Origin of the sequence: Caballeronia sp. (assembly GCF_049581465.1) — a bacterium.
Classification (GTDB): domain Bacteria; phylum Pseudomonadota; class Gammaproteobacteria; order Burkholderiales; family Burkholderiaceae; genus Caballeronia.
Genome location: NZ_JBAUSA010000044.1, coordinates 1 through 5,968, shown reverse-complemented (window position 1 = coordinate 5,968; position 5,968 = coordinate 1). Strand labels below are relative to the sequence as shown.

Sequence of the window (5,968 nt, the reverse complement as noted above, 5' to 3'; positions counted from 1 at the left end):
GAACTACCTGCTCAATGCGCGGTTGCTTGAAGACTTCGTCGATGCAGTTGTCCTAAGTGAAAAGGATAAACGGAAGCTCGAATTCTTCGCGCGGCAGTTCATCGACTTGCTAAGTCCAGCCAATTTTCCCGCGACCAATCCCGAGGCGCTCAAGCTCGCGTTCGAATCCAGCGGCGACAGCTTGCGTGAAAGCTTCACGAACCTGCTTGGCGATTTGCAGCGCGGCAACATCTCGATCACGGACGAGACCGCTTACGAGGTCGGGCACAACGTGGCGACGTCCCAGGGCACGGTCGTATTCGAAAACGATCTATTCCAGTTGATCCAGTATGCTCCGCTCACCGACAGGGTGGCCAAACGCCCCTTGGTGATCGTGCCGCCGTGTATCAACAAGTATTACATCCTCGATCTGCAGCCTCAAAATTCCTTTGTGCGCTTTGGTTGCGAACAGGGGATGACCGTGTTCATGGTGTCGTGGCGCAACCCGGATACCACGATGGCCCAAACGACATGGGACAACTACGTCGAACAGGGTGCGTTGACGGCTATCGACGTTGCGCTGGAAATCACTCGCGCCGATCAGGTCAACGCGGTGGGCTGGTGCGTCGGAGGCACCATTCTGTCGTCGGCCACGGCGATCTCCCGAGCACGTGGCGACGACAATGTGGCGAGCATCACGTTGCTCACCACAATGCTGGATTTCGAAGAACCGGGCGAGCTGGGCGTCTTCATTGACGAAGCGGGCGTCGCTCAGCGCGAGGGTGCAATCGGTCGAGGCGGCATTTATTCCGGCAAGGAACTTGGGTTCACGTTCCAGACGCTGCGAGCAAACGATTTGATCTGGCCTTATGTCATCGACAACTACCTGAAGGGCAAGTCGCCGCCGCCATTTGACCTGCTGTACTGGAACGCCGACAGCACGAATCTGCCGGGGCCCATGTACACCTGGTATTTGCGCAACATGTACCTCGAGAACAACCTGTGCAAACCGGGGCGGTTGACGGTGTGCGGCACGCCAGTGGACCTGGGACGCATCGACACCCCGACCTACGTACTGGCAACCGAGGAAGATCACATCGTGCCGTGGCGGTCGGCTTATCGATCCACACAACTGGTTGGCGGCCCGACTCAGTTCGTTCTCGGCGCGAGCGGCCACATAGCCGGTGTCGTCAATCCTGCGTCGAAGAACAAGCGAAGTTTCAGGGCCAGTGGCGATTCGAGCGGCGACCCGGATGCGTGGCTCGCATCAGCCGAAACACGGCCGGGTAGCTGGTGGACCCACTGGATCGAATGGCTGAAGCCGTATGCTGGAGATTCGGTCAAGGCGCGCACGAGGCCGGGAAGCGCCCGCCATAAGCCGATCGAAGCGGCACCTGGGCGCTATGTGAAAGTTCGCATGACATAGTTTTGGCTCTGGATCCGTTCGCCGGCTATTTCACGTCACGCCCGGCCTGTCGCTCGCCGGGCGCCCGCTCATGCGCCTTCGAGCAAACCCAGCACCAACGCTCTTCGAACCGCATGTTTTCGCGAGCTGGCGTCGAGCTTTCCAAAGAGATTCTTGAGGTGCCACTTCACGGTGCCCTCGCCTACTGCGGCCGCTGCCCCAACGCTCCACCGGCCTCATTCAACCAACTTAACTTACTAATCACTATGGATTCCATATTATTTGCGCCTGATCTCGAGCCGGACGAAGCCAAGGCAAACTCAAGTGCGACCAGTCTCGACCCCGTTGCAAAAGCCGAACACGAAGGAAGTCCGCAGCAAGTAGAAACGCCCGCCACACGTACGCCAAAAGCAAGTTGGGCCTGGGCTGAAACCTCCGGACACTTCGACTGGATGGACTGGCATACGCACCCGGCCCTCACGGACCTTGACCTATAGATACAAGAGGGCCGGTTACCCGGCCCGAACGGTGCCGTACAATGGCGCTCGTGGTGAACCGACATCAACGAGCCTCGTCAACGCCCATGCAATCACCCAGCGCCACCGTTCCGATCTCACTCGTCATCGGTTTCCTTGCCGCCGCGGGTGCGCAACCGGGTCTGGTCAGCAAATACCTGGACGAGGCCAGCATCTCTCCTGCGCTTCTGAGTGAACCAGGCGCGCGAGTCACAGAGGAACAGTTTTCGACCTTATACCGTGCCCTCGCCATTGAATTCGACGATGAAATGCCGGGCATCTTTGCCCGACCCATGCGCAGCGGCACATTGAAGTTTCTTTGCCTGAGCCTGCTCGATGCGCCCAATCTTGAGATTGCCATGCATCGCTTCGGGCAGTTCTTTCACATCGTTCTCGATGACTTCAGGTTCGAATCGCGCAGGGACGGCTTGATCGCGGGCGTTGCTCTTCACCCTGATCCATCGTCAACCGTCAGCATGCTTGGGCAGCAGCTTATGTTAAAGCTCGCCCACGGCGTGGCATCGTGGCTGATCGGTCAGAAGATTCCCTTGCTGCAAGTGGAGTTCGCGTTTTCCTGCCCACCGCACACGGTGGACCATCTGTACCTGTTTCCCGGACCTGTCCGTTTCGACTGCAAGCAAACGCAGATGCGTTTCAGCGAAGCGTATTTCGATATGCCCATCCGCCAGCGCAAGACGAATTTACGCAAATTTCTCGCCCGGGCTCCGGAGGACTGGATCTTTGTTTCCTTTAGCGAGCAGCTCACGAGCCACCGCGTCAGGCAGTATCTCGCATCCCGTTTGCCGGACGTGCCGACTGTCGAAGATGCCGCGCGGAATCTTCACTGGTCGGTACGCACATTGTGCAGGCGCCTCGCCTCAGAAGAAACCGCGTTTCAGACGCTGAAGGACGAGCTGCGGCGTGATATCGCCATTCAACGACTCACCGGTACCAAAGACCCCATCGCGGCGATCGCGGGCGATGTCGGCTTTGACGACCCCACCGCGTTTCATCGGGCCTTTCGGCACTGGACTGGCAGCACGCCGGGTGAGTACCGCCGGCAACCCTGAGCGCGCCCCTGCCCGTCGTGGGCAACCGGAGCCGCTGCTCCGCGCTATGGGGTAAACGCACATCAACGACCGACTGCCTCGCAAGTTGTGGCCGACTTTGTCAATAGATGGGCCGGTTTAGGTAGTCGATTCGCGTCCAATCGGGACTACGATCAACCCCACTTATACCGCGCCAGGCCGTCAAATCCGCCCTGCCCGCGTCCCCTCTTCGGTTGCACTTCTGGAAATCCATCATGAGCTATATGGCACCTGTCAAGGACATGCTGTTTGTCATCAATGAACTTGCCCACCTCGATCGCGTGTCAGCGCTCGCAGGCTTCGAGGACGCCACTGCCGACACGGCACAGGCGGTGCTCGACGAAGCGGCGAAGTTCAGCGCGGACGTGATCGCGCCGTTGAATTTCGAAGGTGACAGAAATCCGAGTACCTGGCGCGACGGCGAGGTCTACTCCACGCCGGGCTTCAAGGAGGCCTTCCACCAGTTTGCCGAAGGAGGCTGGCAAGGTGTCGTGCATCCCGTCGAATACGGTGGCCAGGGCTTGCCTAAACTGCTGGCGACACCCTGCATCGAGATGCTGAACGCCGCCAATCTGTCGCTTGCCCTGTGCCCGCTTTTGACCGACGGCGCGATCGAGGCGCTCCTGACAGCCGGTACCGAAGAGCAGAAGCAGGCATACGTGCCGAAGCTGATCTCCGGCGAGTGGACCGGAACCATGAATCTGACCGAGCCCCAAGCCGGCTCGGATCTGGCATTGGTACGCACACGCGCCGAGCCCCAGGGTGACGGAACGTACCGCGTGTTCGGCACGAAGATCTTTATCACGTGGGGCGAACACGACATGGCGAAAAACATCGTCCATCTCGTGCTGGCCCGTACACCCGATGCGCCCGACGGCGTCAAGGGCATCTCCCTGTTCGCCGTACCCAAGTTCCTCGTCAACGAAGACGGCTCGTTGGGCGAGCGCAATGATGTGCAGTGCGTGTCGATCGAACACAAGCTCGGCATCAAGGCGAGCCCGACCGCGGTGCTGCAGTTCGGCGATCATGGTGGCGCGATCGGCCAACTGATCGGCGAGGAGAATCGCGGCCTCGAGTACATGTTCATCATGATGAATGCGGCTCGCTTTGGCGTGGGCGTGCAGGGTATCGCCGTTGCTGAACGCGCCTATCAGAAGGCCGTGGCCTACGCGAAGGATCGCGTGCAAAGCCGCCCGGTTGATGGATCCGCAAAGCACTCCGTAGCGATCATCCAGCACCCGGACGTTCGGCGCACGTTGGCAACCATGCGGGCGCTAACTGAGGGAGCCCGTGCGCTCGCCTACGTCGCAGCGGCACATAGCGACATCGCGCATCGCCACGCGGACGCAGCCGTGCAGGCGGAACACCAGGCGATCTACGAATATCTCGTGCCGGTTGTGAAGGGCTGGAGCACGGAAATCTCGATCGAAGTGGCGAGCCTGGGCGTGCAGGTCCACGGCGGCATGGGCTTCATCGAGGAAACGGGCGCTGCACAGTACTATCGCGACGCCCGCATCCTGACGATTTACGAAGGCACCACGGCAATTCAGGCGAACGATCTGATCGGGCGCAAAACCTTGCGCGACGGCGGCGCGGTGGCGAAGGCGATCCTCGGTCAGATTGATCGAACGCTGGGAGAACTGCAAGACTGTGCGTCGTTCTCCTCCACCCCGGCATTCCGGACGTTGCACAAGCGGCTCGCGACAGGCCGCGAGGCTATGGCAAGCGCGGTGGAATTCATGCTCGCCAACGCCAAAAGCGATCCGAACGCTGTATTTGCTGGCGGCGTGCCCTACCTGAAGCTGGCGGGCATCGTACTGGTGGGCTGGCAATTTGCACGTGCCCTGCTGGTGGCGGCTGAGAAACATGCCGAGGATAAATCGTTCTACGACTCGAAGATCGCAACCGCTCAGTTCTTTGCCGATCACGTCCTGCCTCACGCCGTCGCGCTTGAGGCATCCATTGTCAGCGCGAAGGACAACGAAGGAATGTTGGCGCTGAGTGAAGACCAGTTCTAAAGAAAAGGCATGGCATCGTGACAGACGCAATTCTCATTGAGCAATACGGTCCACGCGAGTCGATGGAATACGACGTCGTGATCGTCGGCGGCGGCCCGGCTGGCCTGTCCGCAGCGATCCGCCTGAAACAGCTGGCGGCTGGGAAAGGCGTCGAGATTGGCGTGTGCGTACTGGAAAAAGGCTCGGAGATCGGGGCTCATATCCTGTCGGGCGCGGTGATGGATCCGCGCGCGCTCACCGAACTGATCCCGGACTGGAAGGAAAAAGGCGCGCCTTTAGACGTTGAAGTGACCGAGGACCGGTTCCTGTTCCTGAGCGAAACCGGTTCGAAGAGCGTGCCGGCCTGGGCGCTGCCGGATAACTTCAAGAATCACGGCAACTACGTGATCAGCCTCGCGAACGTCACGCGCTGGCTGGGCCAGCAGGCTGAAGCGCTGGGCGTGGAAATCTTTCCGGGGTTTCCTGCTGCTGAGATTTTGTATAACGACAATGGTTCGGTCAAAGGCGTCGCAACCGGCAATCTCGGCATTGGCAAGGATGGCCAGCCGACTGGGAATTTCCAGCTCGGCATGGAACTGCACGCGAAGTACACCTTGTTCTGCGAAGGCGCACGCGGGCATCTTGGCCGTCAACTGAACGACAAGTTCAAGCTGCGAGAAGGCGTCGATCCGCAGGTTCACGGCATCGGGATCAAGGAACTGTGGGAAATCGATCCCGTCAAGCACAAGCCCGGTCTCGTGATCCACACGGCCGGCTGGCCGCTGGAAAACGACACCTACGGCGGCTCGTTCCTCTATCACATGGATAACAATCAGGTGATGGTGGGCTTCGTCGTGGGTCTGGGTTATTCGAATCCGTATCTGTCGCCGTTCGAGGAATTCCAGCGCTACAAGACGCACCCGGCAATTCGCGCTGTGCTCGAAGGCGGCAAGCGCGTGTCGTATGGGGCGCGCGCGATTACCG

4 protein-coding genes and 2 pseudogenes are annotated in these 5,968 nt (G+C 59.9%); 5 read left to right on the top strand and 1 reads right to left on the bottom strand.

Annotated elements, in window-relative coordinates:
- On the top strand, positions 1 to 1,405 hold a 1,405-nt coding region (locus WCA53_RS00890; protein ID WP_423904328.1), incomplete at its 5' end, for a PHA/PHB synthase family protein.
- A 68-nt stretch (positions 1,406 to 1,473) separates the two neighbouring features.
- Here the strand turns inward: WCA53_RS00890 and WCA53_RS00885 are convergent.
- A pseudogene (locus tag WCA53_RS00885) lies at positions 1,474 to 1,608 on the bottom strand (helix-turn-helix transcriptional regulator); the annotation flags it as partial.
- 359 nt (positions 1,609 to 1,967) lie between these two features.
- Between WCA53_RS00885 and WCA53_RS00880 the strand changes: the two are divergent.
- The 4 genes and pseudogenes from WCA53_RS00880 to WCA53_RS00865 form a co-directional block, all read left to right on the top strand.
- Positions 1,968 to 2,969 (top strand): AraC family transcriptional regulator, encoded by a 1,002-nt coding sequence (locus WCA53_RS00880; RefSeq protein WP_423904325.1) that lies wholly within the window; start codon positions 1,968 to 1,970, stop codon positions 2,967 to 2,969.
- 233 nt (positions 2,970 to 3,202) lie between these two features.
- Positions 3,203 to 4,604: pseudogene (locus WCA53_RS00875) on the top strand (acyl-CoA dehydrogenase family protein); the annotation flags it as partial.
- Positions 4,583 to 5,005: an acyl-CoA dehydrogenase C-terminal domain-containing protein gene (locus tag WCA53_RS00870; RefSeq protein ID WP_423904331.1), complete on the top strand. Its 423-nt coding sequence runs from the start codon at positions 4,583 to 4,585 to the stop codon at positions 5,003 to 5,005. The pseudogene WCA53_RS00875 and the gene WCA53_RS00870, both read left to right, overlap by 22 nt.
- A 17-nt stretch (positions 5,006 to 5,022) precedes the next feature.
- Positions 5,023 to 5,968: NAD(P)/FAD-dependent oxidoreductase (locus WCA53_RS00865; RefSeq protein WP_423904321.1), on the top strand; the 946-nt coding region annotated here is incomplete at its 3' end.